This window comes from Lentzea sp. NBC_00516 (assembly GCF_036346835.1).
Taxonomy (GTDB): Bacteria; Actinomycetota; Actinomycetes; order Mycobacteriales; family Pseudonocardiaceae; genus Lentzea; species Lentzea sokolovensis.
In genome coordinates, this window is sequence record NZ_CP107840.1 from 9,501,015 (window position 1) to 9,526,713 (window position 25,699).

Sequence of the window (25,699 nt, forward strand, 5' to 3'; positions counted from 1 at the left end):
CGGTCCCTAGCGTTGCCTGCATGACGATCACCCCCTCCTATCAGGTCGTGAAGGTGCTGGAAGTGGCGGCGAAGCGCGCGCTCCGGCTGGAGTTCGGCTTCCTCGGCACCGAGAACCTGCTGATCTCGCTGATCGACACCATCGGACCCGGCCGCAAGCTCGGCGTGAAGTCGTTGCGGGCCCAGGCGATGGCGCGGGGACCCGAGCACTGGGCCGACGACGACGGTGGCGTCGTTCCCGAGGCTCATCCGGACGTCACGGCGTTGGTGAACGTCGCCTGCGACCGCCTTGTCATCGAGACCGTGCCGCCCGTCAGCCGTGCGCTGGAGGAGTGTCTGCTCTCGGCGTTCGCCCGGGCCGGTGACGGCGTGCTGACCACCACCCACCTCTCGCTGGCGTTGCTGGAGCAGGGTTCCGGCCGTGCCGCCGACCTGTTCGTGCTGCGCGGAGTGGACGTCGGCGCGACGGCCGCCGCTGTGCGAGCGGACGCCGCGCGAACCCACGCGGAGATCGAGGAAGCGCCCGCCGTGCGGTTGCTGCGCAAAGCGGGAGCGTTGGAAGGGGAGTCCGGCGGCGGGTACGTGCGCTGGCTGATGCGCTGGATCGCCCGCGGTCAGGGGCTGGGCGGGCCGGTGCTGACCGTCGTGCGCAACGAGGCCGGACGGCTGGCCGTGGCCGCGAGGCGAGAGGTGTCGTCTCGCGATCTGGTGGAGGCGGTGCTGACGGTCGACCGCCAGTTGAAGGTGGCGGGCAGGAAGCTGAAGCCGGAGCTCGAGTCGGGCGGGGCGGCGGCGTTGCGCGAGGCAGGGATCGACCCGGCCGCGCTGCCCGTCAGCGGCGGCAAGGTGGAGCGTGCGATGGAACGGGCGAAGCTCGTCGCTGCCCGGCGCGGAGACGCGGTCGTGGGCACCACGCACCTGCTCGTGGCGCTGCGCGACGACCCGGCGGACCCCGTCGCGGGGGCGCTCGCCGGTCTTGGCACTGAGATGTAGGTCGCGTCCCTGGGGACTAGCGGGGCTGCCTGCGGGTATTCTTCTCGGGTAGTCGCCGAACTCTGGCGGGAGAGACCGGGTTTCGAGCCCGGCGCCGAAGGAGCAAGTCCCTCCCCGGGAACCTCTCAGGCATCCAGGACCGCCGAGCGAGACGCCTCTGGAAAGTGGATCTCTAGGGATCCCGCCGACGGTGAAAGCCCATCCTGACAGGTGGGTGAACCTCTCAGGCGCCCTTCGGGGTACGGACAGAGCGGGGAGGGCACCAGGACACGTGTGCCCGCAGCCCCCCGGAGGCGTTTGATGACGCAGGACCGCATTCCGCTCGCAGCTCTCGAGCACGGCACCCCGTTCGCCGACCGCCACGTCGGTCCGCGCCCCGCCGAACTCGCGCGCATCCTCGACGTCATCGGCGTCGGGTCGCTCGAGGAGCTCGCGCAGCACGCGGTGCCTTCGTCCATCCACGAGCGCGACCTCGTGCTGGACCTGCCCGCCCCGGCCACCGAGACCGAGGCGCTCGCGGAGCTGCGTGAGCTCGCGTCGCAGAACCGCCCGATGACGCAGATGATCGGCCTCGGCTACTACGACACCGTGACGCCGGGCGTGATCCTGCGCAACGTGCTCGAGTCGCCCGCCTGGTACACCGCGTACACGCCGTACCAGCCGGAGATCTCGCAGGGCCGTCTCGAGGCGCTGCTGAACTTCCAGACCATGGTCGGCGACCTGACCGGCCTGCCGGTCGCGAACGCGTCCATGCTGGACGAGTCGACCGCCGCCGCCGAGGCGATGACCCTGGTGCGCCGCGCGGGCAAGTCCAAGTCGAACAAGTTCGTCATCGACGCCGACACGCTGCCGCAGACGCTGGCCGTCATCGAGACGCGCGCCGAGCCGCTGGGCATCGAGATCGTCGTCGCCGACCTGTCGCAGGGCATCGAGGGCCTCGGCCTGGGCGGCGACTTCTACGGCGTGCTGCTGTCCTACCCCGGCGCTTCCGGCGTCGTGCGCGACCAGGCCGCGTTGATCGAGGAGATCCACGCCGCCGGCGCGCAGGCAGTCGTCGTCGCCGACCTGCTGGCGCTGACGCTGCTGCGCGCGCCGGGCGAGATCGGCGCGGACGTCGTCGTCGGCACCACGCAGCGCTTCGGCGTGCCGATCGGCTTCGGCGGCCCGCACGCCGGGTACATGGCCGTCCGGTCCGGTCTGGAGCGTCAGCTGCCCGGCCGTCTCGTCGGTGTCTCCGTCGACTCCGACGGCTCGCTGGCCTACCGGCTCGCGCTGCAGACGCGCGAGCAGCACATCCGCCGTGAGAAGGCCACGTCGAACATCTGCACCGCGCAGGTGCTGCTGGCCGTGATCGCGTCCATGTACGCCGTCTACCACGGTCCCGAGGGCCTGCGTTCGATCGCGACCCGAGTGCACCGCCTGGCCACCGTGCTCGCCACGGGCCTGTGCGAGGCCGGACTCGACGTCGTGCACGGCGAGTTCTTCGACACCGTCCAGGTCCGCGTCGAGGGCCAGGCCGCCGCTGTCGTCGAGAAGGCCCGCGAGGCCGGCATCAACCTGCGCAAGGTCGACGACGACGTCGTGGCAATCGCTTGCGACGAGAAGACCACGCGCGCGCACATCGTCGCCGTGTGGGAGGCCTTCGGTGTCACCGGGTCCGATGTGGACGCGATCGACGCCGACACCGCCGACGGCATCCCGGGCGACCTGCGCCGCACCTCGGACTACCTGACCCACCCGGTCTTCCACGCGCACCGCTCCGAGACCGCGCTGCTGCGCTACCTGCGCGCGTTGTCCGACAAGGACGTCGCGCTGGACCGCAGCATGATCCCGCTCGGTTCCTGCACGATGAAGCTGAACGCCACCGCGGAGATGGAGTCCATCACGTGGCCGGAGTTCTCGACGCTGCACCCGTTCGCGCCGGTCGAGGACGCCAAGGGTCTGCTGAAGATCGTGTCCGACCTGGAGGAGTGGCTCGCCGAGGTCACCGGCTACGACGCGGTGTCGTTGCAGCCCAACGCCGGTTCCCAGGGTGAGTTCGCCGGTCTGCTGGCGATCCGCGCCTACCACCGCGCGAACGGCAACGCCGACCGCGACGTCTGCCTGATCCCGTCGTCCGCGCACGGCACCAACGCCGCGTCCGCCGTCATGGCCGGCATGCGCGTCGTCGTCGTGAAGTGCGACGACAAGGGCAACATCGACATGGGCCACCTGCGCACGACGGTCGCCGAGCACGCCGACGACCTCGCCGCGATCATGATCACCTACCCGTCGACCCACGGCGTGTACGAGGACACCGTCCGCGAGGTCTGCGGCCTGGTCCACGACGCGGGCGGCCAGGTGTACGTCGACGGCGCGAACCTCAACGCGTTGATCGGCCTGGCCCGCTACGGCAAGTTCGGCTCGGACGTCTCGCACCTGAACCTGCACAAGACGTTCTGCATCCCGCACGGCGGCGGCGGCCCCGGCGTCGGCCCGATCGGCGTGAAGTCCCACCTCGCCCCGTTCCTGCCGAACCACCCGCTGCAGCCGACGGCAGGACCGGCCACCGGTGTCGGCCCGATCTCGGGTGCCCCGTGGGGTTCCGCGTCGATCCTGCCGATCTCGTGGGCGTACGTGCGCATGATGGGCGGCGACGGCCTGCGCCGCGCCACCCTGACCGCCGTGGCCGCCGCGAACTACGTGGCACGCCGCCTCGACGAGCACTACCCGGTCCTCTACACCGGCGAGGGCGGCTTCGTGGCTCACGAGTGCATCCTCGACCTGCGCCCGATCACCAAGGCCACCGGCGTGACGGTGGACGACGTGGCCAAGCGCCTCGCCGACTACGGCCTGCACGCCCCGACCATGTCGTTCCCGGTCGCCGGCACGCTGATGGTCGAGCCGACCGAGTCCGAGGACCTGGCCGAGATCGACAGGTTCATCGACGCCATGATCGCCATCAAGCACGAGATCGACCGCGTCGGCGCCGGCGAGTGGACCGTCGAGGACAACCCGCTGCGCAACGCCCCGCACACCGCGGCCTGCGTGACCGTCGGCGAGTGGAACCACCCGTACACCCGCGAAGAGGCCGTCTTCCCGGCGGGTCAGAGCGCGACTCCGAAGATCTGGCCGCCCGTCCGCCGCATCGATGGCGCGAAGGGCGACCGCAACCTGGTCTGCTCCTGCCCGCCGCTCTCGGCGTACAGCAGCTAGGCCCGCAGTGGAACTGGGGCGCACTCGGGGGTGCGCCCCATTTTCATGCTCCGACGGGGCAGGCGTCGTCGCCGCAGTTCTCGTCCACGCTCAGGCCCGGCTTGTTCAGGTCGTGCTCGAACGCGAAGTGGAAGCAGTCGGGATGCATCCGCTCGAACAGCTCGAAGTCTTCCCGTTCCAGCTCGACCGTCTCACCGCACCGCTGACACGTCTGTTCTTCTGACACGCGCAAATGGTCTCACCCACGCCGTGCGAACAGGATCGCGCCGTCGGTGCCCAGCAACCACTGCGCCTCCACGGTGAAGCCCGCCTCCCGCAGCCAGTCCGCCACGCGCTCGGGCTTGCGCAGATGAACGTGCACGCGCATCGGATGCCCGCCGTAGCCCTGCGTCTTGAGGTTCGTGCGGTCGCCGACGTGAAAACCGAGCTGCAGCAACCCGTCCGGCCGCAACGCCCGGTGGAAGTGCTCGAAGACAGTGGGCACCTCGTCGTCCGGCACGTGGATCAGCGACCACCAGGCGATGATCCCGCCGACCTCGTGGCCGATCGGTTCGGTCATCGACCCCACCTCGAACCGCAGCCCGGGGTGGTTCTGCCGGGCGAGCGAGATCATCGCGGGGGAGAGGTCGATCCCGAACGCGTCCGCGCCGAGCCCGTTCAGGAGCGCCGTGATGTTGCCGGGGCCGCAGCCGACGTCCGCGACGGGCCCGCGCACCTCTTCCGCGAACAACCGCAGCGCCGCCCGCAGATGCGGGAGACCGTCCAGGAGGTCGCGCGTGTGCTCGGCATAACTGACCGAGACCGTGTCGTAGGAGTCGCGTGTGTCCGTCAACCAGTCGCTCACGCCGGGGGAAGTTACTCCTCGAACGGCTCCGGCCGGTGCCGTCCGAACAACGCCAGCGCGGCGATCCACGTGTCCGGATCGCCGTCCCAGTCCAGCGCCTTGATCTGGTCGGCCGACCGCCGCCCGCCGATGGCCCGCATCAGCTCGAACGACGTGGTCCGCAACGTCCCGGCCGGTTCGCCGTGCCCGAGCACGCGGTCCCCGTGCTCCAGCGTGATCCGCAACGCCGGCACGTCGTTCTCCCGCATCCGCTGGTCGAGCTCCTGCAACGGCCGCACCAGCGCCGCCCGCACCTCCACGCCGTCCCGATCGCCGGGAACCCCCAGCGCCGCGCGGAGATCGTGCTCGTGCGCGATCACCTCGGACACGAGGATCGGCCCCATCGGGGTGTCGAACAACGGCTGGACCAGCGCGAGGTTCGCGTCCCACTCGGCGAAGGCGTCCTCCAGCGAGTTGTCGCGGCGGTCGCGGACCTGCCGTTCGCCCCACTCGCCGGACTCGACGCCGTCGAACCGGCGGTCCGCGAAGTCGCGCAGACCGCCGGCGAGGTGCGCCACCACGTCCTTCACCGACCAGCCGGGCGTCGCCGCGACCGGCGTCTGCGGATCACGCCCCTCGACGAGTGAGGTGATCCGGGTCTTGGCCGCGTCGTAGACGGGGGCGTTGGTCATCGTCAGACCTCGTACTCCAGGGTGTAGGTGCCGCTGCCATCCTCCGCCCAGTCCACCTTCACCGCACCTCGCGCGTTCAGGTACTTCCCGGTGCCGTCGACGATCTCGATCACGGCCTCCACAGAGGACCGGTACGCGCCGACGTGCCGCAGCACCAGCGTGCCCTCGTCCGCCACGATCTCCTCCAGCGCGGTCGTCCACGCCACGTCGTCGCCGTAGTACATGAGGTACCGGCAGCTGCCGACGCCGCTGACGTCGCCCGCGTAGCCGAACTGGACGTGCGCCTCGGTCAGCTTGCGTCCCTCGACCTCCTTGTAGGACCGGCCGTCCCAGGTCTTCTCGTCCCAGCTCTTCACTTCGATGGTCCCGGTTGCCTTCATGGGGACCACTCTGCTGGCTATTCCTGACAGATCGTGTCAGGTTTGAGGAATGAAATCCGGCAGGCTCCTCCAGGTCCTCCTGCTCCTGCAGTCCCGGGGCCGGATGACGGCCGACGAGCTGGCGTCCGAACTGGAGGTCTCGCCGCGCACGATCTACCGCGACGTCGAGGCCCTCTCGGCTTCCGGCATCCCGATCTACGCCGACCGCGGCCCGGCCGGCGGTTACCAGCTGGTCGACGGCTACCGCACCCGGCTGACCGGCCTGACGACCGACGAGGCGCAGTCGCTGTTCCTCGCCGGGCTCCCCGGACCCGCCGAAGCGCTGGGGCTCAAGGAGTTCGCGGCCGCCGCCCAGCTCAAGCTCCTCGCCGCGCTGCCGACCGAGCTTCGGGACCGGGCCGACCAGATCCGCCAGCGGTTCCACCTCGACACCCCGACGTGGTTCCGCGGCGACGAACCGACCGAGCACCTCGCCACGATCGCGGACGCCGTGTGGGAGCAACGCCGCGTGCGGATGACCTACCGGCGTTGGGGCAACCAGACCGTCGAACGCGAGGTCGACCCGTACGGGCTCGTGCTGAAGGCGGGCACCTGGTACTTCGTCGGCAGCGGCCGCACCTACCGCGTCTCGCGCGTGCTGTCCCTTCAGGCCACTCCGGACTCGTTCGAACGTCCCAAGGACTTCGACCTCGCGCGGTACTGGGCGGAGTGGTCGCTGGAGTTCGAGGCCCGCATGTACGGCGAGCGCGTCACGGTCCGCATGACGCGTGCCGGACTCGACAAGTCCCAGTACCTGCTCAGCGGCTACCAGGCCCGCGTCGTCCGAGACGCCGCACCGGAACCTGGTGAGGAGTTCGGCTTCCCCACGGAGTCACATCGGCACGTCGTCGCTGACCTGCTCAAATTCGGTGCGGACGTGGAAGTGCTGGCACCGAACGAGGTGAGACGAGAACTGGTCGAAACAATCAAGGCGATGCACGACGTCTACAACGATGCGAAGCTACCCGCATGGTTCCGCTGATCTCGTTGAACAACGGAGTACGGATCCCTCAACTCGGCTTCGGCGTCTACCAGGTGCCGGAGCAGCAGGTGGCAGGCGCGGTCACGACCGCCATCGAGGCCGGCTACCGCAGCATCGACACCGCTGCCGCCTACGGAAACGAGTCCGGTGTCGGCGACGCCATCGCCGGCGTCCCCGACCTGTTCATCACGACCAAGCTGTGGAACGCCGACCAAGGCCATGACTCCACGCTGCGCGCCTTCGACGAGAGCATGCGCCGCCTGCGCCGCGACGTGCTCGACCTCTACCTCATCCACTGGCCGACGCCCAAGCGCGACCTGTACGCCGACACGTGGCGCGCGTTGGAACGGCTCTACGCCGACGGCCGCGTACGCGCGATCGGCGTGTCCAACTTCCACACCCCGCACCTGCAGCGCCTGTTCGACGAGTTCCCGACCACGCCTGCGGTGAACCAGATCGAGCTGCATCCGTTGCTGCAACAGGAAGAGATGCGCAAGGTGCACGTGACGCACCGCATCGTCACCGAGGCGTGGTCGCCGCTCGGGCAGGGCGCGTTGCTGCGCGAGCCCGACATTGTCGGCCTGGCCGAGAAGTACGGCAAGACACCGGCCCAGATCGTGCTGCGCTGGCACGTCCAGCTCGGCATCGTCGTGATCCCGAAGTCCGTCACGCCGTACCGGATCAAGGAGAACATCGACATCTTCGACTTCGAGCTGGCCCAGGACGACATGCTCGTGATCACCGAGCTCGACAACGGCACCCGCACCGGCCCTGACCCCGACCGCTTCAACGCCGCCTGACCGGCTGGCTGACCGCGCTCGGTCAGGCCTTCGTCGACAGCACCTGACCGAGCGCCGCCTCCACGCCGTCCACGTTCTCCACCACCGACACCGACCCGCCGGTCGTCTGCGCGATGTCCGTCAGCGCCGCCTTGTCGACGTCGCCGCCGATCGCGATGAAGCTGACCGGCAGGTCCGTCCCGTGCAGCTGCGACTTCAGCGCCGCCAGGTCGATGCCGCCGTCCGAGGTGCCGTCGGTGATCACCACGACCCGGTTGACCCGCCCGGCCACGAACCCGTCGTGCGCGGTCTCGTAGCAGGCCGCGAGCGCGCTGTAGAGCTGCGAACCCTCCGCGGTCTTGAGCGCGTCGATCGACCTGCGCAACGCGTCACGCTTGTCCGCGACGGGCGCGGTCGCGACCAACTGCTTGTGCGGCTTCGAACCGTCGAGGTCGCGGGCGAACTCCCACAGCCCGAACGAGCCAGACACCGATCGGTCGACCTGGCCGCGCAGGGCCGACTTCACCTTGTCCAGCCGGGGTTTCATCGACGTGGACACGTCCGTCAGCACCGTGACGACCTGCCCGCCGCGGTCCGCCGACGCCCAGGCCGAGGAGATCTGCTGCGTGGTCGTCGCGTCGGCGGCGACGAGGTTCTCCGTGACAGGGGACCAGGACACGCCCGGCGAGGGCGACGGGCGGTCCTGAGTGGACTCGACGCGCAACCCGCCGCGCGCCAGGATGGCCTGCTGGCCCGGTTCGGTCATGAAGTCGCGGAACGCCTGCGCCGCACGCACTTCCGCCTCGCCGACCTCGGTGCCGCCCAGTGCCACGTACGGGAAGTCCGCCACCGGGGCCGGTCCGGCCGGCAGCACGCCGACCAGAGGCTTCGACGGGGCCTCCTTGCCCGTGTTGTGCTTGAACAGGTCCACTTCGAACACCGGCGTGGCGGAGAAGCCCGCCGCGTTGACCGTCGCGCTGTCACCCAGGCGCCGCAACGCGTCGCGCGTCGTCGGCGGAACCTCCGGCGGCACAGTGGCCGCGAGCTTGGTCAGCGCGGACTTCGAGGCGTCCGACCCGAGCGACTCCGGCGTGACGGGACCCACGCCGCCGGCCAGTGCCGACTGGATCGCGAGCGCGGACGCCGTGTTCGCGGCCGGATCGGGCATCGCGACGCTGAACCGGCCCCAGGACTGGCCGTACTTGCTCCAGTCCGTCACCCCGGGCATGTCCGACCAGCGGAAGTCCTTCAACACCGGCGCGGCGGCCTCGGGAGCCGCGAGCAACACCGGCGACGTGCCGACGGACTTCGGCGCCGAGCCGACCAGCTTCGCGTTCAACGCGGTCAGCCGGTTCGCCCAGAGCGTCGAGTCGGGCAGCCACGCGTGGGGCCGCTTGCCGAGCTTCGACTCGTCCCAGGTCGTCGTCAGGCCTTCCAGCACCGCGGAGGAGTCCGCGGAAGTCACTTCGATCGCGATGCAGTGGTCGTACACAACGGGCCGTGTCGCGCTGTAGGCGCGTGCGACGTCCCGGACAGCCTCCGCGACGCTCGGCGTCACGGAGACACGCAGCACCGAGTCACCCTCGCTGCAGCTTTGGGCCAGGGCCTGTGAACGCTTGTCGAGCACTCCGCCGGCCCACGACAGTGCGAGCCAGCTGAGGCCAAGCAGCACCACGAGCACGACGATGAGCACGGGCCACTTGGCGATTCCGCGCTTCACCTTCGCCCGCAGAGTGCGGTGTCGAGACATCGATCCCTCACAACTACTCAGCGGCCCCCGACGACCGCCAATCACGCTAACAGGTGAACTTCGTCAGCGAAGTGAAGTCACTCCATGTATCGACTGGCAAACGAAGATGAGCCGTTCTCGCAACGGTCTTGCCTGCTCAGCGAACTCCGCCTGCCTGCGCGCGTACTCCGCACGGCCCTCCGGCGTCTCGATCCGCACCGGCCCGTACCCGAGCCCCGCCAGGTCGTACGGGGAAGCCTGCATGTCGAGTTCGCGCACGTCAGCGGCCAGTTCGAAGCAGTCCGCGACCAGCTCTGACGGTGTAGCGGGCTCCAGTTTATAGGCCCACTTGAACAGATCCATGTTCGCGTGCAGGCACCCGGGTTGTTCGTTCAGCAACTGATCGTCGCGAGTGGGCTGCAGAGCGTTACGCGGCCGAGCGGGTGGCGTGAAGAACCGGAACGCGTCGAAGTGCCCGCACTGGATCCGGCTCGCCTCGACCACCTCATCCGTGCCGTCACTGCCCAGGCGCAACGGCCACGCGTTGTGCCGGACCTCCTCCGGCTGCTGCCGGTAGACCATCGCCCACTCGTGCAGCCCGAAACAGCCGAGCCGGGCAGGGCGGCTGAGCGTCGCCGTGAGCAACGCCCGCACGAACTCCAGCGTCTTGGCCCGTTGCCCGACGAAGCTCCCGACGTCGAGCGTGACGCCGTCAGCAGTGGCTTTGTAGTGCGGAAACTCCAGGTACTCCGCCGCGTCCTCCAGGACGACGCCAGGCCCCGGATGCCACCGTTCGAGCCGCACGGGCCGATGGCTGTAGTAGGTGAAGAGGAAGTCCATCACCGGGTGCTTCTCTTTGCGAAGCTTCCGCTCCTGATGCGGCCCCGTGAACCGGCGTACGCGCGCGACGTGCGAATCGCGCAGTTCGTGCCATTCGGCTCGGGTCAAGACCTCCACGAGCGATTACCGTACGCGCATGGTGCAGAGCCAAGCCTCGACGGTCGACCAGTATCTCGCAGAACTCCCTGATGAGCGGCGTGCCGAGGTCGAGACCGTGCGCGAAGTCATTGTCGCGAACCTTCCCGGCGGCTACGTCGAGGCGATGATGTGGGGGATGATCACCTGGTCCGTGCCGATGGAGGTGAGCGGCCCGACCTACAACAAGCAGCCGCTCAGCTACGTCGCCCTGGCGGCCCAGAAACGCCACTACTCCGTCTACCTGACCACGGTGACGGGCGAGGGCGAGGAGTCGTTCCGCTCCAGGTACGAGGCCACCGGCAAGAAGCTCGACATGGGCAAGAGCTGCGTGCGCTTCAAGCGCTCCTCCGACCTCGCCCTCGACGTCATCGGAGACGAGATCGCCAGCGTGCCGGTCGACGCGTTCCTCGCCTGGTACCGCACGGTCAAGCCCTAGAGGGGCGGCACGAGCCCGGTGAACGTCCGCGCGCCGGCGCAGTGCGGGCACTCCCGCCCGTTGTCCACGGTCCGCGGCGCGCCACCGATGATCGCGAGCGTCGGCGCGGCGATGTAGCTCGCACCCCCGCACAGGTGACAGACCGTGCGCGGCTCGGGCGTGACGGCGAAGAGGTCGTCCGGGTCTTCCTCGTCCTCGAAGTCGTCGTCCTCGGCGAACTCGTCCTCGTCGTCCTCACTCATGCCGCCCAACTTAGTGGGTCAACTCCGTCGCACGAGTGAGCGACTCCGGCGTCGCCTCTTCGCCGCACGCCGCGCACACGACGCGTGGCTCCAGCACGGCGCCGCACGAGTGCTCCCACACGAGGGGGAGGGGGCCCTCGGTCACGTAGGTGTCGCCCCACTCCTTGAGCACGAGCATCACGTTGTGCAGGGCGCGGCCCGTGTCCGTGAGCAGGTATTCGTGCCGTGGCGGGTGCTCGGAGTACTGGTGCTTCTCCAGCACGCCGGACGCGACCAGCTTCTTCAGTCGCACGGTCAGCACGTCGCGGGAGGCGCCGGTGTTCGCGGCGATCTGGTCGAAGCGGGTGCTGCCGAGGAAGACCTCGCGCAACGCCAGCAGTGACCAGCGCTCGCCCACCACCTCCAGCGCGTTCGCGATGGAACAGGTTCGAGGGGCCATGTGACCATCCTATCAGTGAGTTGGCAAATCCAACTTACCTCGCTAACGTGAGTTGGGAAAGCCAACTTAGGAGGTAGGGGTCATGGACTTCGACGGTGCAGCGGTGCTGGTGACCGGAGCCAACCGCGGGCTCGGCAGGGCGTTCACGCAGGAGCTCGTGAAGCGCGGGGCGAAGGTCTACGGCGGCGCGCGCAATCCGGCGTCCGTTGTGGACGAGGGCGTCATCCCGGTCCAGCTGGACGTGACCGACGACGCTTCGGTGGAGGCCGCGGCGAAGGAGCTCGGCGACGTCTCGATCGTCATCAACAACGCCGGTGTCACCGGAACCGGCGAGGGAGTTGACAGCATCAAGGCAGAATTCGAGGTCAACTTCTACGGGCTCGTCCGCACGACGGACGCGTTCGCGCCCATTCTGAAAGCCAATGGCGGCGGCGCTCTCGTCAACGTGCTGAGCATCCTGTCGTGGCTCGGCTACCCGGCGGCCCGCGGCTACGCGGCGTCCAAGGCGGCGGGGTGGTCGTTCACGAAGTCCACGCGGGATGCGTTGCGGGAGCAGGGAACCAGCGTGGTCGGCGTGCACGTCGGTTACATGGACACCGACATGGCGGCGCACATCGAGGGGCCCAAGGTCGCGCCGGAGGATGTCGTTTCCCAAGTACTGCAAGCGATTCAGAATGGTGATGACGAGGTGCTCGCGGATGACGGCACCCGTGCGGTGAAGGCCTCACTGGCCTCTTGAGACGGTCGGCCCTGCACACGCGAGGCCGACTCGGAACTAGGTGTTGTCCCCGATCGCCCGGCGTAGGTTTCCGCCGCATCCAACCGCTGCGGGAGCGTTCTCCTGATCGCATCCGCCTGGGGCGCTTAGGGGAACAGTGATGCTCAACAGACGAGGTGTGCTCGCCGCGGGCGGAATCGCGGCGGGAGTGTTCGGAGTGCCGAAGCTGCTCGCGCCGGCCGAGGGACACGAGAACACGACGCACGCCGCGCACGAGCCGGTGGCGTTCCAGGAGTCGAAGTCGTTTTCGGGCACCAGACCGGAAATAGTCCCGTGGACACGCCCGATGCCCGTCCCACCCGTGCTCAAACCGCTGGTCTCCACCTCGAAGCAGGAGGTCTACCAGCTCTCGATCGAACGCACGACCGCCGAGATCCTGCCCGGCCTGCAGTCGCCGGTCATGGGCTTCGGCGGTCAGTTCGTCGGCCCGACGATCAAGGCGAAGACGGGCCGCAAGACCCTGATCATGTTCCAGAACAAGATGGACGAGGCCGCGAACGTCCACCTGCACGGCGGCCACGTGCCGCCCGAGCACGACGGTCACCCGAAGGACCTCATCGAGCCCGGTCGCACCCGCCTCTACCTCTACCCGAACTCCCAGCAGGGCACGACCCTCTGGTACCACGACCACAGCCACGGCACCGAGGCCGCGCATGTCTACTTGGGACTGCACGGCGCCTACGTGATCGAGGACGACTCCGAGCGGGGCCTGAACCTCCCGTCCGGCGCCTACGACGTCCCGATCATGCTGCGCGACATCCAGTTCGACGACAGCGGCAACATCGTGGTCTTCGACGACCCGAGCAAGCGCACCACGGTCCTCGCCAACGGCGTGCCCCAGCCCTACTTCGAGGTCGCCGCCCGCAAGTACCGCTTCCGCCTGATCAACACGGCCAACCAGCGGATCTTCCACCTCAGGCTGACCGGCGACAGGTTCACCCGCATCGGCTCCGACGGCGGCCTGTACGCCAACTCCGTGGAGACGGAGGAACTGCTCCTCTCCTCGGCCGAACGCGCCGACGTCGTCGTCGACTTCTCGAAGTACCCGGTCGGTTCGAAGATCACGCTGACCGACTCCGTGGGTGGCGAGATCCTCCGCTTCGACGTGGTCCGCCGCGCCTCCGACTCGAGCCGCGTCCCGGCCGCGCTGCGCCCGCTGCCCGCGCTACCGCTGTCCACAGTGGACCGCGAGGTCGACCTGTTCTACGTCTTCAAGCCCAACGACCGCCCGGACGGCGTGATCAACGGCAAGGTCTTCGACATGGACCGCGTCGACTTCACCATCAAACGCGGCGCCACCGAGACCTGGCTCATCAAGAGCTCCGATCCGACCGGCGTGAAGCACAACTTCCACCTGCACCTCGTGCAGTTCCGCGTGCTGGAACGCAACGGCGGCCCGCCCCACCCGAGCGACGCGGGCCTCAAGGACACCATCCCGATCACGGCGGGGGAGACCGTGAAGGTGCAGGCGACGTTCACCGGCTACGCCGGCCGCTACGTCTACCACTGCCACTTCCTCGAGCACTCGTGGATCGGCATGATGGCGCAGCTGGAGATCGTTCCCTAGCGCAGCAGCTCCCACACCACGTCCACCCCGACCCGGTTGCCGATCGCGGGTTCGCGCGGCGGTGTGCGGCGGTCGATCTCGGTGAACCCGAGGCGCCGCGGCACCCCGCTGCTCGCGACGTTGGCCTCGTCGTGCCAGATCTGGATCCGGCGCACGCCGTCCAGCGCGAACGCGAACTCGACCAGTTCGGCGGTCGCCGCCGTGGCGTGACCCTGCCCGGTGTGCGCCGGATGCAGCCAGTAGCCGATCTCCACGAGATCGTCCCCGTGGTTCCGGTTCGCGGTCACCAGACCGACGATCGCGTCGTCGACGGTGATGGCGTGGGGGAACAGCGTCCCGCGGTCCCAGCCCGTGGCGGCTCCGTCGAGGAATTCCGCCAGCATCGACGCGTCGTAGCCGTTGGCAGCCCACGGCATCCAAAGGCGCAGATGCTCGAGCGACTCCGTGACGGCTCGGAACAGCTCCGGCGCGTCGGCGTCACTCAGTCTCCGGAGCTTCATACTTCACTTTGTAGCGCAGGTGCGTGACGGAGGCGCTCTCGACGACCGAGACCGGGCCCTCCAGTTCGTACCCCTTGCCGGGCGCGAAGAACGGCGTGCCTCCACCGAGGATCACCGGCACCAGGTCGAGGAAGATCTCGTCCACCAGGCCCGCGTCGATGGCCTGCCGCGCGATCTCGCCGGAGTTCAGGCCGACGACCTTCTCGCCCGCGTGCTTCTGCGCCACCGCCACTGCTTCCTCGATGCCACCGGTGACGAACGTGAAGTGCTCGTTGTCCTCCAACGGCCGATGGGTGAGCACGACGGTGTGCACGCCCATCGGGTGCCGGCCGCCCCAGCCGTTGGTGAAGTCATAAAGCTTGCGCCCCACCACCAACGCGCCGGTCGCCTGGATCAGCCCGCCGAAGTAGGTGGCGCTGGCCGGCGTGAGGTGGAAGGTCATGGTGCCGGTCGGGACCGTGAACGCCACGTCGCCCGCCTCGTACCAGGCGAACAGCTTGTCGAAGCCGGAGAAGTCCGGGCCGGAGACGTAGCCGTCGATCGAGGTGCTGGCGCCCGTGTAGACCTTGCCCATCTTGTGCCTCCCTGTGTCGTGTTCCTTCACAGGTACGTCGAACACGCCGGCCTCCGGATCGACACGATCGCCGGGGGCACATACCGGTTCAGCCGATGGGCTCGGGCAGCCTGGTGACCTCGTAGTCGCAGTCGATGACATCACCGGTCGCCGGGTCGCGCAGCTCGACCCGCCACTTCGCCGCGAACTGGTCCACGCCGTGGTGCATCGGGATCGTGCCGGACAGCAGCACGGTGCCGGGCTTGAGCAGGTCCAGCTCGCGCAACCGCTCCACCCAGTACCGCGGGGTGAGCAGCTCGGCGAGGGTGCCGCGCTGGATCTCCACGCCGTCCGCCCACGCCGTGAGCTCGATCTCGTCGATCCGGTCCTCCACCTCGGACAACCGCCACGCCTTGCGCCCCAGCACGTCCGGGCCGGCGTTCTTGCTCCACGCGACGCCGTGCACTTCCAGCGCGCGGTCCGTGTGGTCGCATGCGACCGTCAGCAGCACATCTGAACCTGCTTCGAAATCATTGGGGACGATCAACGCCCACTCGGCCTCGCCGGACGTCTTGCCGTGCTGCGCGGGAACCGTCGAGGTCTGCTGCGCGAGGTACGGCGACACGGGGTAGAGGCTCGGCGTCACAGACGGTGCGGGCACACCCAGTTCGGCGAGTTCGCGCACGTGAGCGGCCACGTCGTCCTGGCTGCGACCTGCGTATCCGCCGTTCAGCAAGGTCGTCACGGCGACCTCGGCGGTGCTGCCGTCGGGAAGATCAAAGACCAGCGTACAAGCGGTGGACATCCGGTACTCCTTGCGCATACGAGTTGTATACAGGCAGTATTACGCCATGCCGCCTGATTCAGCAACGACAGCCACATCGAATACGGGAACGCCACAGGACGTGCCTCGTTCGGCCCTGGTGCGCGCCTTCGTGGCCTCGCTCTCCGGTACCGCCCTGGAGTGGTACGACTTCGCGATCTACAACGTCGCCGCGGCCGTCGTGCTCGGCCCGTTGTTCTTCCCGAGCTCCGAACCGCTGACCGCGACGTTGCTCGCGTTCTCGACGTACGCCGTCGGTTACCTGTCCCGTCCGCTGGGCGGATTCCTGTTCGGCCGGCTCGGCGACAAGATCGGCCGCAAACGCGTGCTCGTCACGACGTTGCTGATCACCGGCATCGCGACGCTGCTCATCGGCCTGTTGCCCACGCACGCCGCGATCGGCCCCGCGGCCGGTGCGCTGCTGGTGCTGCTGCGGTTCGCGCAGGGCGTCGGCCTGGGCGGCGAGTGGGGCGGCGCGGTGCTGCTGTCCAGCGAGTACGGCAACCCGAAGCAGCGCGGCTTCTGGGCGTCAGCCGCCCAGATCGGTCCTCCCGCCGGCAACCTGATGGCGAACGGCGTGCTCGCGCTCCTCGGCGTCGCACTGTCGGACGAGGCGTTCATGTCGTGGGGCTGGCGGGTGGCGTTCCTGCTGTCCGCGGTGCTCGTGATCTTCGGCCTGTGGATCCGGGTGAAGCTGGAGGAGACCCCGGTCTTCAAGGCGATCGAGGCACGCGGCGACCGCCCGTCCGCGCCGATCAGCGAGGTGTTCCGCACCCAGACCCGGCCGTTGGTCGCCGCCGTGCTGTGCCGCGTCGGCCCGGACGTGCTGTACGCGCTGCACACCGTGTTCGTGCTGACCTACCTCACGACCCAGCTGAAGCTGCCGCGCAACGTCGGCCTCGTCGCCGTGCTGATCGCCTCGGGCTTCCAGCTGTTCCTGATGCCGTTCGCCGGCTGGCTGTCCGACCGGGTCAACCGGCGCGGCCTCTACGCGGCGGCCGCGGTGTGCGGCGCGATCTGGCCGTTCGTGCTGTTCCCGCTGATCGACACGAAGTCGTGGCCGCTGATCGTGCTCGGTGTCGTGGTGGGACTGGCCTTCCACGCGTTCATGTACGGGCCGCAGGCCGCGTTCATCGCCGAGCAGTTCACCGAACGCCTGCGCTACACCGGAAGCTCGCTCGCCTACACGCTGGCCGGCGTGATCGGTGGCGCGATCGCCCCGTTGCTCTTCACCGCGTTGCTGGCCGGGTTCGGCACGTGGGTGATCGTCGGTCTCTACGTCTCGGTGGCGTGCGTGGTGACGCTGGCAGGGCTCTGGCTCGGCCGCGATCCTCAGCCGGAAGACGAGATTCAGCCGCTGAGCAGCACCTTCAGCGTGGTGTCCAAGTGAGCGGTGATCGCCGCGGTGGCCGCGCCGACGTCTCCGGACTCGAGCGCGGCCACGATCTCGTTGTGCTCGTCGATCACGGCCTGCTGCCTGCCGTGCGCCCGGTACAACGCGACCACACCCGCGCGCACCTGCCGTGCGCGCAACCCCTCGTAGGTCTTCGTCAACAGCTCGTTGCCCGTCGCCGCCACCAGAAGCGCGTGGAACTGCCTGTCGACGTCGATGAACTGCCGGGCGTCCTCGACCAGGAACCGCTGCTGCTCGACGAGCTCCTGCATCTGCCGCAACGGAACGGTGCCCTCGGACATCGTGCGCTCGGCGGCGTACCGCTCGACGACGCCGCGCAGCTCCATCAACTCGCTGATCTGCCGCGAGGACAACGGCGCGACGTACGCACCCTTCTTCGGCATGAGCTGCACGAGGTCTTCGGCCGCGAGCAGCAGCAGGGCCTCGCGGATCGGCGTGCGGGAGACGCCGATCTGGTTGGCGACGTCCTGCTCGCTGATGAACCGCCCCTGCATCTCAGGGTCGGCGAGGATCGTGTCCTTGAGGAACTCGTAGGCCTTTTCTCTGCCAGACAGACTGTCGCTATCCCTGGCCGCACCCTGCATACAACATGTATACCAGAGGAGGATCATGCGCTTCGCGTTGTGCCAGATCAGTTCCACCGCTGATCCGCAGGAGAACCTTGCCACCGTCCGCGCCGAGGTAGCCGCCGCTGCTGCGAATGGCGCACGCGTGGCGCAGTTCCCGGAAGCCACCCAGTGCCGCTTCGGCGTGCCACTGAAGCCGATCGCCGAACCCCTCGACGGCCCGTGGGCGACGGCGGTCCGCGAGATCGCCGACGAGCACAACGTCGTCGTGGTCGCCGGGATGTTCACGCCCGGCGAGGGCGACCGGGTCACCAACACCACGCTCGTCACCGGCGCCGGCCTGCACCTCGGCTACGACAAGATCCACCTGTTCGACGCGTTCGGCTTCCGCGAGTCCGACACCGTCACCCCCGGCGAGAAGCCCGTGACGTTCGAGGTCGACGGCACCACGATCGGCCTCGCCACCTGCTACGACGTCAGGTTCCCCGAACTCTTCCGCGCCCTCGCCACCACCGCGCCGGTCATCCTGCTCGGCGCCTCCTGGGGAGCGGGCCCCGGCAAGGCAGACCAGTGGGACCTGCTGGTCCAGGCCCGCGCCCTGGACGCGACCTCCTGGATCCTCGCCTGCGGCCAGGCCGACCCGGACACCGATCACGGCTCCGCCCCCACGGGAATCGGCCGCAGCGCCGTGGCCGACCCGATCGGTTCGGTGCGCGAGCGGCTCGGCGGCGCCCCCGGCACGATCCTGTCCGATGTGGACACCCACCTCGTCGACGAGGTCCGCGCGAAGCTGCCCGTCCTGGCCAACCGGAGGCTGTGATGCGCGAGGAACACGAGTTCTTCCCGGTCGAGGCGATCGACTGGCGACCGGCCGATCCGGGCATCACCGAACGCGTCCTGAGCCGCGACCCGGACACCTCGACCCTCACGAGAATCGCGCGCTGGGAACCGGGCCTGGAGACCCAAGGCGTGATCCGCCACGACTACCACGAGGAGGTCTACCTGCTGGAAGGCGACCTCACCGACCTGACGCTGGACAGGACGTTCCGGGCGGGCGACTTCGCGAGCCGCCGCCCCGGAATGCCCCACGGTCCCTATCGGACGGACGAGGGCTGCACGATGCTGGAAATCCGCACAGCCCCCGGCCAAAGCCTCTAGACCCAGCGCACGTGGGTGCCGTCTCGCACGGTGCCCACGTACTCCTCCACCAGGTCCTCCAACGCCACGACACCGATCACCGTGCCGTCGGCAGCCACCGCGCGCGCGAGGTGCGACTGGGCCCGGCGCAACGCGGCCAGTGCCTCGTCCAGACGGGCGTCGACGGGCACCTCCGGCAACCCGCGCACACGATCACGCGGTACCGAGGTCGTCGCGCCCTCCAGGTCCAGCACGTCCTTGACGTGCAGGTATCCGATCAGCCGAGAGTCGGAGAGCACGGGGAAGCGCGAGAACCCGGTCGTGGCGACCACGTTCTCGATCTCGCCCACGGTCGGCGTGGCCGACACCGTCGTCAGCTTCTCCAGCGGCACCAGGACATCGGCGACCGTGCGCGCGGCCGACGACAACGTCTGCGCCAGCCGCCGGTGCTCCGAGTCCTCCAAAAGCCCCTCTGACCGGGACTGGCCGATCAGCAACGCCAGCTCGTCCGGCGTGTAGGCCGACTCCAACTCGTCGACCGGCTCCACGTCGAACCGGCGCAGCACCCACCGGCCCACAGCGTTGAACAGCGCCAACACCGGCGCGATCATCCGCGAGAACCCGTAGTGCACCGGAACCAGCCACACCGCGGCCCGTTCGGGACCGGCGATCGCGAGGTTCTTCGGCACCATCTCGCCGAGGATCGTGTGCAGCGCGACGACGATGACCAACGCCACCGCGAACGCCACACCGTGCACCACGGCCAACGGCAACCCGACGGCCCCGAGGGGCCCCTCCAGCACAGAAGCCAGCGCGGGCTCGGCGATCGCACCCAGGCCCAGCGAGCACAACGTGATGCCCAGCTGCGCGCCCGCGATCAGCAACGGCAGCTGCTGCGACGCCTTGATCGCGGTACGGGCCCGCGAAGAACCCTTGTCCGCCAACGCTTCCAGCCGGTCCCGGCGCGCGGTGATCACCGCGAACTCGGCACCGACGAAGAAGGCGTTACCGGCCAGCAGCAAAGCGATGATGAGGAAGTTCATGAGGACGCCACCACCCGCAGCTCGGCCACGCGGTGCTTGTCCATCCTCATGACGGTCACCCTCCACCCGTCGACGCGAATCTCGTCGCCGACGTCCGGAATCCGCCCGAGCCGCGCCAGCACCAGGCCGGCCAGCGTCTCGTAGTCGCCCTCGGGCATGGTGAACCCGGTCGCCTCGGCCACCTCGTCGTCGCGCAGCAACCCGGACACGATCCAGCTGTCCTTGCCCAGCGAACGCACCGGCGCCGCCTCACCGCGGTCGTGTTCGTCGCGCACGTCGCCGACGATCTCCTCGACCACGTCCTCCAGCGTCACCAGCCCGGCCGTGCCGCCGTACTCGTCGACGACCAGCGCGGTCTGCAGCCCGGACGCCCGCAGCCGGTCCAGCAGCGCGTCGCCTTCGAGCGTCTCCGGCACCGAGTACACGGGCCGGGTCAACGCCGACAGGGGAGTGGACACGCGCAAAGCGGAAGGCACGGCGAACGCCTGCTTCACGTGCACGATCCCGCTCACCTCGTCCAACGAGCCGTGGTGCACCGGGAACCGCGAGAAGCCGGTCTCCCGCGCCTTCAGCACGAGATCCGCGACCGTCGCGTCGGCGCGCAACGCCTCGACCCGCACGCGCGGCGTCATCAGCTCGCCGGCCGTCCTGTCGCCGAAGCGCAGCGACCGGTCCAGCAGCACCGCGGTGCCCTGGTCCAGCGTGCCGTGCTCGGCCGAACTGCGCACCAGCGCGCCGAGCTCCTCGGGCGACCGCGCGGACGCCAGCTCCTCGACCGGCTCGACGCCCAGGCGCCGGACCAGCCAGTTCGCCGAGTTGTTCATCCAGTTGATCAACCAGCGGAAGACCGTGGAGAAGCCGGCCTGGATGCTGACCACGCCCCGCGCGGTCTCCAACGGCTTCGCGATCGCCAGGTTCTTGGGCACGAGCTCGCCGAACACCATCGACAACGCCGTGGCGATCGCCAGCGCGAGGGCCAGCGACAACCAGTCGGCCACGGGTTCGGACACGCCCACCGCGGTGAGTCCGGGCTCGATCAGGTTCGCGATCGCGGGCTCCGCGATGTAACCGGTGATCAGCGTGGTCAGCGTGATGGCGAGCTGTGCGCCGGAGAGCTGGAACGAGAGAGTGCGATGCGCACGGTCGATGGTCCGCGCCTTCGCGTCGCCGACCTCGGCGACGTGGCGTTCGACGGTGCTCCGTTCCAGCGCGGTCAGCGAGAACTCCGCCGCCACCGCGATGAAGGTGCCCGCGGTCAGCGCCACGACGGCGACCAGACCGAGCACGCTCAGAAGTATTCCGGTCACCTACGCGCTCCAAGCGAGCGGATGACCGGGTTGGTATGCCAGCCAGGGCCAGACCCCATGGGGACGGCTCAACTCCTCATGACTAAGTACGTGAATAGCCAGACGAGTCTAATTGTGGGCAGTGGAGGCCCTGAGCACCACCTCACCCGCCACACGGACGGTGCGGGCCTCGTCACCCCCGGCGTCCAGCACGAGACCTGCGGCGATCTCGCCCATCTCCTCCAGCGGCAGTCGCACGGTGGACAGCGCCGGAACCGTGTCGCGCAGCGTCGGGATGTCGTCGAACCCGGCGATCGAGATGTCCTCCGGGATGCGCACGCCACGTTCGCGCAGCGCGGCCATGGCCCCCATCGCCATGACGTCCGTCACGGCGAACACGCAGGTAGAGCGCGACTTCGACGCCAGCAGCTCCATCGCGGCGGCGTACCCGCCGTCCCGGGTGAAGGCACCGTTGATCACCGTGGGCGGCGCGATCCCGGCGTCCGCGAGGCCTGCCTTGAACCCGGCGAGCCGGTCGCGGGCCACCACGAGTTCGGAAGGTCCACCCAATACGGCGAACTTCTTGTGCCCGAGTTCGGCCAGCGCACGGGCCAGGGCGCGACCACCCGCACGGTTGCCGGGAACGACCGTGTCGGTGCCGAGCTTCGCCTGCGACACGCACGCGACACGCCCACCCTGCTCGGTGAACGCGTCGATCTCGGCCGCGAGCCGCGACTGCGCCGCACGGTCCGTGGTGCGGGAACCGGCGAGCACCACCGCACGGGCCCGATGCGCACGCAGAGTGGAGAGCAGCTCCGCCTCACGCTCGGGACGGCGCCCGGTCGTGCCGAGGACGACGGAGAGCCCGGCGGCTTCGGCCACCTTCGTCACCCCCGCCGCGATGCACGAGAAGTACGGGTCGGTGATGTCGTGGACCACCAGCCCGACCAGCGAGCTGGAGTTGCGGGCCAGCGCCTGCGCGGACGCGTTCGGCACGTAGCCGAGCTCCTCCGCGGTGCGCAGGACCCGCTCGCTCAGATCCTCGCTCACCTGCCGCGTGCTGCCGTTGAGCACGCGAGAAGCGGTCGCCAGCGACACACCCGCCTGCTTCGCCACCTCGGCGAGCGTCACCTGTCGGGCGGACACGACCACCTCCGTCAACGTGCATGTGAGCGCTGAGACTAACTCGCGAGGAGGTTGACGGCCGTCAAGGACCGCGATTAGCGTGGCGGGAAAGCGCTTTCCAGCGCTGCTACCAGGGAGGTGCGATGGCGGTCAGGACCATTGGCGTGGCGGTCAACGGCGTCACGGGGCGGATGGGATACCGCCAGCATCTGGTCCGTTCACTGCTGCCGTTGCGCGACGAGGGCGTGCGGTTGCAGGACGGGACCGTGCTGAAGGTGGAACCGGTCCTCGTGGGCCGCAACGCCGACAAGCTCAAGGAGATCGCCGAGCGGCACGACCTCGCGCACTGGACGACGGACCTCGACGGAGCGCTCGCGGACCCGTCCGTGGAGATCTACTTCGACTCGCAGGTCACGTCGAGGCACGTCGAGTCGATCACCAAGGCGCTGCGGGCCGGCAAGCACGTCTACACCGAGAAGCCGGTCTCGGACACCGTCGAGCAGGCGCTGGAGCTCGGACGCCTGGCCGACTCGCTGGGCCTGAAGCACGGCGTGGTGGCGGACAAGCTGTACCTGCCGGGCATCCGCAAGCTCAAGCGGCTCATCGACGGCGGCTTCTTCGGCCGGATCCTCAGCGTGCGCGGCGAGTTCGGCTACTGGGTCTTCGAGGGCGACTGGCAGCCCGCGCAGCGCCCGAGCTGGAACTACCGGGCGCAGGACGGCGGCGGCATCGTCTCCGACATGTTCTGCCACTGGAGCTACCTGCTGCACGACCTGTTCGGCCGGGTCGAGGCCGTTACGGCGAAGGCCGTCACGCACATTCCAACCCGCTGGGACGAGCAGAACAACGCCTACGAGGCGACCGCGGACGACGCCGCGTACGGGATCTTCGAGATCGAGAACGGCGTCATCGCCCAGATCAACTCGTCCTGGTGCGTGCGCGTGCGCCGCGACGAGCTCGTCGAGTTCCAAGTGGACGGCACCGAGGGGAGTGCGGTCGCGGGTCTGCGCGAGTGCTTCGCGCAGACCCGCGCCGTCACGCCGAAACCCGTCTGGAACCCGGATCTGCCGGTCACGCACCCGTTCCGCGAGCAGTGGCAGCAGGTGCCGGACAACGAGGAGTTCGACAACGGCTTCAAGGTGCAGTGGGCGGAGTTCCTGCGGCACGTCTACGACGGCACGCCGTTCCCGCACGACTTCCGCGCCGGGGCACGGGGCGTCGCGCTGGCCGCCGCCGGTCTCCAGTCCTCTTCGGAGGGTCGCAGGGTGGAGATCGCGGATGTCTAGCCAAAATCAAGGTGATCGGATCGTGTTCGCCGCTGCACACGTTGTGGCGAAGGACGAACGCACAGTGGACTGGGACGCGACTCTCGCGTTCCGGCACCACCTGTGGTCGCACGGCTTCGGTGTCGCGGAAGCCATGGACACCGCGCAACGTGGCATGGGCCTGGACTGGCCGACGGCCGCCGAGCTCATCCGCCGCAGCGCCGCCGAGAAGGCGGGACGGATCTGCGCGGGCGTCGCGACCGACCACCTCACCGGTGAGCCAGGCCTCGACGACGTGCTGAACGCCTACCTGGAACAGCTCGACATCGTCCAGGAAGCCGGTGCACAGCCCGTGCTGATGTGCTCACGTCAACTCGCGGCGGCGGCACGTGGTCCCGAGGACTACGAGAAGGTCTACGGCACGTTGCTCGACCGCGTCAGCGAACCGGTGATCCTGCACTGGCTCGGCACCGCGTTCGACCCGTTGCTGGAGGGCTACTGGGGTGCGGGGGAGATCCCGCAGGCCACCCGGAACTTCCTGGAGATCATCCACTCGCGGCCGGACAAGATCGACGGCGTTAAGGTCTCGCTGCTCGACGCGGACCACGAGATCGGGCTGCGGCGCGCGCTGCCGGGCAACGTCCGCTGCTACACCGGCGACGACTTCAACTACCCGGACCTGATCGCGGGCGATGAGCAGGGCCACAGCCACGCGCTGCTCGGCATCTTCGACCCGATCGCCCCGGTGGCCGCTCGTGCGCTGGCGAAACTCGCCGAGGGTGACACCGACGAGTTCCACCGGATCATGGCGCCGACGGTTCCGTTGTCCCGTCATCTGTTCAGCGCGCCGACTTACTACTACAAAACAGGTGTCGTGTTCCTGGCGTGGCTGGCCGGGCATCAGGAACGATTCCAACTCCTCGGCGGCCTGGAATCCGCGCGCAGCGTCGAGCACCTGGCCGAGGCGAAACGTCTCGCGGAGATCGCCGGCGTGATCGAACCGGAGTTCGCGGAACGGCGGTGGAGCCAATGGCTCGCCTCTCGCTGAACCAGGCCACGATCAAACGCGCGACGGTCGCCGAGGCGGTCGAAGGTTGTGCGCGGCACGGCATCGAGTCGATCGGACTGTGGCGCGAACCCGTCGCCGACCACGGCCTGGAACGCACGGCCAAACTCGTTGCGGACGCCGGACTGCGCGTGTCGTCGTTGTGCCGCGGAGGGTTCCTCACGGCCGTGGACAACCGAAGCGCGCTGGACGACAACCGCCGTGCGATCGACGAGGCGGCGGCGTTGCGCACCGACACGCTGGTCATGGTCGTCGGTGGAGTGCAGGCCGACAAGGACATCATCGGTGCACGTCAGCGCGTTGCCGATGCCATCGCGGAACTGTCGGTGTACGCGGCGCAGGCGGGCGTGATCCTGGCGCTGGAACCGATGCATCCGGTGTTCTGCGCGGACCGCGGCGTGCTGTCGACGTTGGCGCAGGCGCTGGACATCGCCGAACAGCACGAGTCGGTCGGCGTCGTCGTGGACGCGCTGCACGTGTGGTGGGACCCCGATCTGGACGCGCAGATCGTGCGCGCGGGGCCGCACATCGCGTCGTACCAGGTGTGTGACTGGCTCACGCCCGTGCCCGCCGATGTGCTGCTCGGACGCGGTTATCCCGGTGACGGTGACATCGACCTGGACCGCCTGACACGGCACGTCGCCGCGACCGGATATTCGCGGGACGTCGAGGTGGAGATCTTCAACGCGGCCATCTGGGCGGCGGACTTCGACGAGGTGATCGAAGAGGTGACGCGCAGGTACCACGACATTGTGGAACCGGCGCTCTGACCAACGCGGGGAAGCCGGTCGTCGACGGCGGCGACGACCGACCCCGGCGTTGGTTTGTGTATATCCGAAAATCAGCGCTCTTTGGTCCAGATTTCAGATA

Annotated in this window: 28 protein-coding genes and 2 riboswitches; of the genes, 13 read left to right on the forward strand and 15 right to left on the reverse strand. The window is 68.9% G+C overall.

Annotated features, from left to right (window positions below; all coding sequences use genetic code 11):
* The first annotated feature begins 20 nt into the window (after positions 1–20).
* Positions 21–992 carry a Clp protease N-terminal domain-containing protein gene (locus OG205_RS44295; RefSeq protein ID WP_330273713.1) on the forward strand — a complete coding sequence of 324 codons (972 nt, stop codon included), beginning with the start codon at positions 21–23 and terminating at the stop codon, positions 990–992.
* A 56-nt stretch (positions 993–1,048) separates the two neighbouring features.
* Positions 1,049–1,144: riboswitch (glycine riboswitch) on the forward strand.
* Between the two features lie 3 nt (positions 1,145–1,147).
* Positions 1,148–1,243: riboswitch (glycine riboswitch) on the forward strand.
* A gap of 49 nt (positions 1,244–1,292) precedes the next feature.
* Positions 1,293–4,187 (forward strand): aminomethyl-transferring glycine dehydrogenase, encoded by a 2,895-nt coding sequence (gene gcvP / locus OG205_RS44300; protein ID WP_330273714.1) that lies wholly within the window; start codon positions 1,293–1,295, stop codon positions 4,185–4,187.
* A 43-nt stretch (positions 4,188–4,230) separates the two neighbouring features.
* On the opposite strand, the gene OG205_RS44305 is transcribed toward gcvP, so the two are convergent.
* From OG205_RS44305 to OG205_RS44320, 4 genes are read right to left on the reverse strand one after another with little or no spacing between them, the layout of a single operon-like run.
* On the reverse strand, positions 4,231–4,413 hold the full coding sequence (locus OG205_RS44305; RefSeq protein ID WP_330273715.1) for a hypothetical protein: 183 nt from the start codon (positions 4,411–4,413) through the stop codon (positions 4,231–4,233).
* Positions 4,414–4,425: 12 nt separating this feature from the next.
* Positions 4,426–5,031 carry a class I SAM-dependent methyltransferase gene (locus OG205_RS44310; RefSeq protein WP_330273716.1) on the reverse strand — a complete coding sequence of 202 codons (606 nt, stop codon included), beginning with the start codon at positions 5,029–5,031 and terminating at the stop codon, positions 4,426–4,428.
* An 11-nt stretch (positions 5,032–5,042) separates the two neighbouring features.
* Complete coding sequence (locus tag OG205_RS44315; RefSeq protein WP_330273717.1) at positions 5,043–5,702, reverse strand: maleylpyruvate isomerase family mycothiol-dependent enzyme; 660 nt, start codon at positions 5,700–5,702, stop codon at positions 5,043–5,045.
* Positions 5,703–5,704: 2 nt separating this feature from the next.
* Positions 5,705–6,082: a DUF3224 domain-containing protein gene (locus OG205_RS44320; protein ID WP_330273718.1), complete on the reverse strand. Its 378-nt coding sequence runs from the start codon at positions 6,080–6,082 to the stop codon at positions 5,705–5,707.
* A gap of 49 nt (positions 6,083–6,131) precedes the next feature.
* Between OG205_RS44320 and OG205_RS44325 the strand changes: the two genes are divergently transcribed.
* A complete protein-coding gene (locus OG205_RS44325; RefSeq protein WP_330273719.1) occupies positions 6,132–7,103 on the forward strand; it encodes a helix-turn-helix transcriptional regulator in 972 nt (323 codons plus the stop codon).
* Complete coding sequence (locus tag OG205_RS44330; RefSeq protein ID WP_330273720.1) at positions 7,091–7,903, forward strand: aldo/keto reductase; 813 nt, start codon at positions 7,091–7,093, stop codon at positions 7,901–7,903. Before OG205_RS44325 ends, OG205_RS44330 begins: the two co-directional genes overlap by 13 nt.
* Before the next feature lie 22 nt (positions 7,904–7,925).
* Here the strand turns inward: OG205_RS44330 and OG205_RS44335 are convergent, their stop codons facing one another.
* Together OG205_RS44335 and OG205_RS44340 are read right to left on the reverse strand one after the other, a co-directional pair.
* Positions 7,926–9,632: a substrate-binding domain-containing protein gene (locus OG205_RS44335; RefSeq protein WP_330273721.1), complete on the reverse strand. Its 1,707-nt coding sequence runs from the start codon at positions 9,630–9,632 to the stop codon at positions 7,926–7,928.
* 63 nt (positions 9,633–9,695) lie between these two features.
* A complete protein-coding gene (locus OG205_RS44340) occupies positions 9,696–10,568 on the reverse strand; it encodes a 3-methyladenine DNA glycosylase (protein WP_330273722.1) in 873 nt (290 codons plus the stop codon).
* Between the two features lie 19 nt (positions 10,569–10,587).
* Between OG205_RS44340 and OG205_RS44345 the strand changes: the two genes are divergently transcribed.
* Positions 10,588–11,025, forward strand: a complete 438-nt coding sequence (locus OG205_RS44345) for an iron chaperone (protein ID WP_330273723.1) — start codon at positions 10,588–10,590, stop codon at positions 11,023–11,025.
* Here the strand turns inward: OG205_RS44345 and OG205_RS44350 are convergent.
* Entirely contained in the window at positions 11,022–11,267 is a 246-nt protein-coding gene (locus OG205_RS44350; RefSeq protein WP_093604692.1) for a hypothetical protein, read from the reverse strand. The two genes, OG205_RS44345 and OG205_RS44350, sit on opposite strands and share 4 nt — an antisense overlap.
* A 10-nt stretch (positions 11,268–11,277) precedes the next feature.
* Entirely contained in the window at positions 11,278–11,706 is a 429-nt protein-coding gene (locus tag OG205_RS44355; RefSeq protein ID WP_330273724.1) for a winged helix-turn-helix transcriptional regulator, read from the reverse strand.
* 82 nt (positions 11,707–11,788) lie between these two features.
* Between OG205_RS44355 and OG205_RS44360 the strand changes: the two genes are divergently transcribed.
* The gene (locus OG205_RS44360; RefSeq protein WP_330273725.1) at positions 11,789–12,445 is read left to right on the forward strand and encodes an SDR family oxidoreductase; all 657 of its coding nucleotides are present in this window, start codon (positions 11,789–11,791) and stop codon (positions 12,443–12,445) included.
* Between the two features lie 139 nt (positions 12,446–12,584).
* Positions 12,585–14,051, forward strand: coding sequence for a multicopper oxidase family protein (locus OG205_RS44365; RefSeq protein WP_330273726.1), 1,467 nt, complete (start codon positions 12,585–12,587; stop codon positions 14,049–14,051).
* Here OG205_RS44365 and OG205_RS44370 read toward each other — a convergent pair.
* The 3 genes from OG205_RS44370 to OG205_RS44380 form a co-directional block, all read right to left on the reverse strand.
* Complete coding sequence (locus OG205_RS44370; RefSeq protein WP_330273727.1) at positions 14,048–14,551, reverse strand: GNAT family N-acetyltransferase; 504 nt, start codon at positions 14,549–14,551, stop codon at positions 14,048–14,050. The genes OG205_RS44365 and OG205_RS44370 overlap by 4 nt on opposite strands.
* Positions 14,529–15,125: a dihydrofolate reductase family protein gene (locus OG205_RS44375; RefSeq protein ID WP_330273728.1), complete on the reverse strand. Its 597-nt coding sequence runs from the start codon at positions 15,123–15,125 to the stop codon at positions 14,529–14,531. The genes OG205_RS44370 and OG205_RS44375 overlap by 23 nt, the downstream gene beginning before the upstream one ends.
* Positions 15,126–15,213: 88 nt before the next feature.
* Complete coding sequence (locus tag OG205_RS44380) at positions 15,214–15,909, reverse strand: DUF2848 domain-containing protein (protein ID WP_330273729.1); 696 nt, start codon at positions 15,907–15,909, stop codon at positions 15,214–15,216.
* A gap of 46 nt (positions 15,910–15,955) precedes the next feature.
* Between OG205_RS44380 and OG205_RS44385 the strand changes: the two genes are divergently transcribed.
* A complete protein-coding gene (locus OG205_RS44385) occupies positions 15,956–17,317 on the forward strand; it encodes an MFS transporter (protein WP_442916688.1) in 1,362 nt (453 codons plus the stop codon).
* On the opposite strand, the gene OG205_RS44390 is transcribed toward OG205_RS44385, so the two are convergent.
* Complete coding sequence (locus tag OG205_RS44390) at positions 17,278–17,982, reverse strand: GntR family transcriptional regulator (protein ID WP_330273731.1); 705 nt, start codon at positions 17,980–17,982, stop codon at positions 17,278–17,280. The two genes, OG205_RS44385 and OG205_RS44390, sit on opposite strands and share 40 nt — an antisense overlap.
* Between OG205_RS44390 and OG205_RS44395 the strand changes: the two genes are divergently transcribed.
* The gene (locus tag OG205_RS44395) at positions 17,951–18,727 is read left to right on the forward strand and encodes a carbon-nitrogen hydrolase family protein (RefSeq protein ID WP_330273732.1); all 777 of its coding nucleotides are present in this window, start codon (positions 17,951–17,953) and stop codon (positions 18,725–18,727) included. The genes OG205_RS44390 and OG205_RS44395 overlap by 32 nt on opposite strands.
* A complete protein-coding gene (locus OG205_RS44400; protein WP_330273733.1) occupies positions 18,727–19,065 on the forward strand; it encodes a cupin domain-containing protein in 339 nt (112 codons plus the stop codon). The genes OG205_RS44395 and OG205_RS44400 overlap by 1 nt, the downstream gene beginning before the upstream one ends.
* Here OG205_RS44400 and OG205_RS44405 read toward each other — a convergent pair.
* The 3 genes from OG205_RS44405 to OG205_RS44415 form a co-directional block, all read right to left on the reverse strand.
* A complete protein-coding gene (locus OG205_RS44405) occupies positions 19,062–20,087 on the reverse strand; it encodes a hemolysin family protein (protein ID WP_330273734.1) in 1,026 nt (341 codons plus the stop codon). The genes OG205_RS44400 and OG205_RS44405 overlap by 4 nt on opposite strands.
* Entirely contained in the window at positions 20,084–21,394 is a 1,311-nt protein-coding gene (locus OG205_RS44410) for a hemolysin family protein (RefSeq protein WP_330273735.1), read from the reverse strand. The genes OG205_RS44405 and OG205_RS44410 overlap by 4 nt, the downstream gene beginning before the upstream one ends.
* Positions 21,395–21,502: 108 nt before the next feature.
* Positions 21,503–22,519 (reverse strand): LacI family DNA-binding transcriptional regulator, encoded by a 1,017-nt coding sequence (locus OG205_RS44415; RefSeq protein WP_330273736.1) that lies wholly within the window; start codon positions 22,517–22,519, stop codon positions 21,503–21,505.
* Between the two features lie 122 nt (positions 22,520–22,641).
* Between OG205_RS44415 and OG205_RS44420 the strand changes: the two genes are divergently transcribed.
* The 3 genes from OG205_RS44420 to OG205_RS44430 are packed head-to-tail and all read left to right on the forward strand — an operon-like array spanning position 22,642 to position 25,599.
* Positions 22,642–23,784 (forward strand): Gfo/Idh/MocA family protein, encoded by a 1,143-nt coding sequence (locus OG205_RS44420; protein ID WP_330273737.1) that lies wholly within the window; start codon positions 22,642–22,644, stop codon positions 23,782–23,784.
* Between the two features lie 22 nt (positions 23,785–23,806).
* Positions 23,807–24,811 (forward strand): dihydrodipicolinate synthase family protein, encoded by a 1,005-nt coding sequence (locus OG205_RS44425; protein WP_330273738.1) that lies wholly within the window; start codon positions 23,807–23,809, stop codon positions 24,809–24,811.
* Entirely contained in the window at positions 24,793–25,599 is an 807-nt protein-coding gene (locus OG205_RS44430) for a sugar phosphate isomerase/epimerase family protein (RefSeq protein ID WP_330273739.1), read from the forward strand. The genes OG205_RS44425 and OG205_RS44430 overlap by 19 nt, the downstream gene beginning before the upstream one ends.
* Positions 25,600–25,699 lie beyond the last annotated feature (100 nt).

Coding starts and splice junctions, on each gene's coding strand:
- OG205_RS44295 (WP_330273713.1), top strand. CDS start 21: ATGACGATCACCCCCTCCTATCAGGTCGTGAAGGTGCTGGAAGTGGCG.
- gcvP (WP_330273714.1), top strand. CDS start 1,293: ATGACGCAGGACCGCATTCCGCTCGCAGCTCTCGAGCACGGCACCCCG.
- OG205_RS44315 (WP_330273717.1), bottom strand. CDS start 5,702: ATGACCAACGCCCCCGTCTACGACGCGGCCAAGACCCGGATCACCTCA.
- OG205_RS44320 (WP_330273718.1), bottom strand. CDS start 6,082: ATGAAGGCAACCGGGACCATCGAAGTGAAGAGCTGGGACGAGAAGACC.
- OG205_RS44325 (WP_330273719.1), top strand. CDS start 6,132: ATGAAATCCGGCAGGCTCCTCCAGGTCCTCCTGCTCCTGCAGTCCCGG.
- OG205_RS44330 (WP_330273720.1), top strand. CDS start 7,091: ATGGTTCCGCTGATCTCGTTGAACAACGGAGTACGGATCCCTCAACTC.
- OG205_RS44335 (WP_330273721.1), bottom strand. CDS start 9,632: ATGTCTCGACACCGCACTCTGCGGGCGAAGGTGAAGCGCGGAATCGCC.
- OG205_RS44345 (WP_330273723.1), top strand. CDS start 10,588: ATGGTGCAGAGCCAAGCCTCGACGGTCGACCAGTATCTCGCAGAACTC.
- OG205_RS44350 (WP_093604692.1), bottom strand. CDS start 11,267: ATGAGTGAGGACGACGAGGACGAGTTCGCCGAGGACGACGACTTCGAG.
- OG205_RS44355 (WP_330273724.1), bottom strand. CDS start 11,706: ATGGCCCCTCGAACCTGTTCCATCGCGAACGCGCTGGAGGTGGTGGGC.
- OG205_RS44360 (WP_330273725.1), top strand. CDS start 11,789: ATGGACTTCGACGGTGCAGCGGTGCTGGTGACCGGAGCCAACCGCGGG.
- OG205_RS44365 (WP_330273726.1), top strand. CDS start 12,585: ATGCTCAACAGACGAGGTGTGCTCGCCGCGGGCGGAATCGCGGCGGGA.
- OG205_RS44370 (WP_330273727.1), bottom strand. CDS start 14,551: ATGAAGCTCCGGAGACTGAGTGACGCCGACGCGCCGGAGCTGTTCCGA.
- OG205_RS44375 (WP_330273728.1), bottom strand. CDS start 15,125: ATGGGCAAGGTCTACACGGGCGCCAGCACCTCGATCGACGGCTACGTC.
- OG205_RS44380 (WP_330273729.1), bottom strand. CDS start 15,909: ATGTCCACCGCTTGTACGCTGGTCTTTGATCTTCCCGACGGCAGCACC.
- OG205_RS44385 (WP_442916688.1), top strand. CDS start 15,956: ATGCCGCCTGATTCAGCAACGACAGCCACATCGAATACGGGAACGCCA.
- OG205_RS44395 (WP_330273732.1), top strand. CDS start 17,951: ATGCGCTTCGCGTTGTGCCAGATCAGTTCCACCGCTGATCCGCAGGAG.
- OG205_RS44400 (WP_330273733.1), top strand. CDS start 18,727: ATGCGCGAGGAACACGAGTTCTTCCCGGTCGAGGCGATCGACTGGCGA.
- OG205_RS44405 (WP_330273734.1), bottom strand. CDS start 20,087: ATGAACTTCCTCATCATCGCTTTGCTGCTGGCCGGTAACGCCTTCTTC.
- OG205_RS44420 (WP_330273737.1), top strand. CDS start 22,642: ATGGCGGTCAGGACCATTGGCGTGGCGGTCAACGGCGTCACGGGGCGG.
- OG205_RS44430 (WP_330273739.1), top strand. CDS start 24,793: ATGGCTCGCCTCTCGCTGAACCAGGCCACGATCAAACGCGCGACGGTC.